Genomic DNA, 371 nt, shown 5'->3' with positions numbered 1-371 from the left:
CGCGATGGGCGGCCTGACCGACCCACGCGTTACCTATTGGGAGCCGGCGAAATGGATCGCGCGGTTGCGCGCGACCATGACCGGTGGCGGGCCGGTGCTACTGCGCACCAACATGGGCGCCGGCCACGGCGGCGCGTCGGGCCGCTTCAACCGGCTCGATGAAGTCGCGATCGCCTATGCGTTTGCTCTGTGGGCGGTGGGGCTGACGGAAAAGGGCGAGGTATAGACACTCTTGTCCCGGACGCGGTGCAGCGTGCAACGCTGCTGCGCTGCGTCCGGGGCACGAGATCACCGCCCGTTCTTCTTCCGCCACTCCGCGAAATCCGTCAACGTCTGCGGATCGGTGGCCGGATAAAGCCCGAAGATGCCGC

The 371-nt window shown here is 67.4% G+C and carries 1 protein-coding gene and 1 pseudogene; one reads left to right on the top strand and one right to left on the bottom strand.

The genetic code is table 11. The features are described from left to right. Positions 1-226 (top strand): prolyl oligopeptidase family serine peptidase (locus KJQ96_RS38835; protein WP_213291203.1); only part of this gene is annotated, 226 nt, incomplete at its 5' end. A 62-nt stretch (positions 227-288) separates the two neighbouring features. Here KJQ96_RS38835 and KJQ96_RS41215 read toward each other — a convergent pair. After that, positions 289-371: pseudogene (locus KJQ96_RS41215) on the bottom strand (ribonuclease activity regulator RraA); the annotation flags it as partial.

Origin of the sequence: Bradyrhizobium sp. sGM-13 (genome assembly GCF_018398875.1) — a bacterium.
Lineage (GTDB): Bacteria > Pseudomonadota > Alphaproteobacteria > Rhizobiales > Xanthobacteraceae > Bradyrhizobium.
Note: the sequence above shows the minus strand (reverse complement) of the source record. Positions and strands in the feature narration are given on the sequence as shown.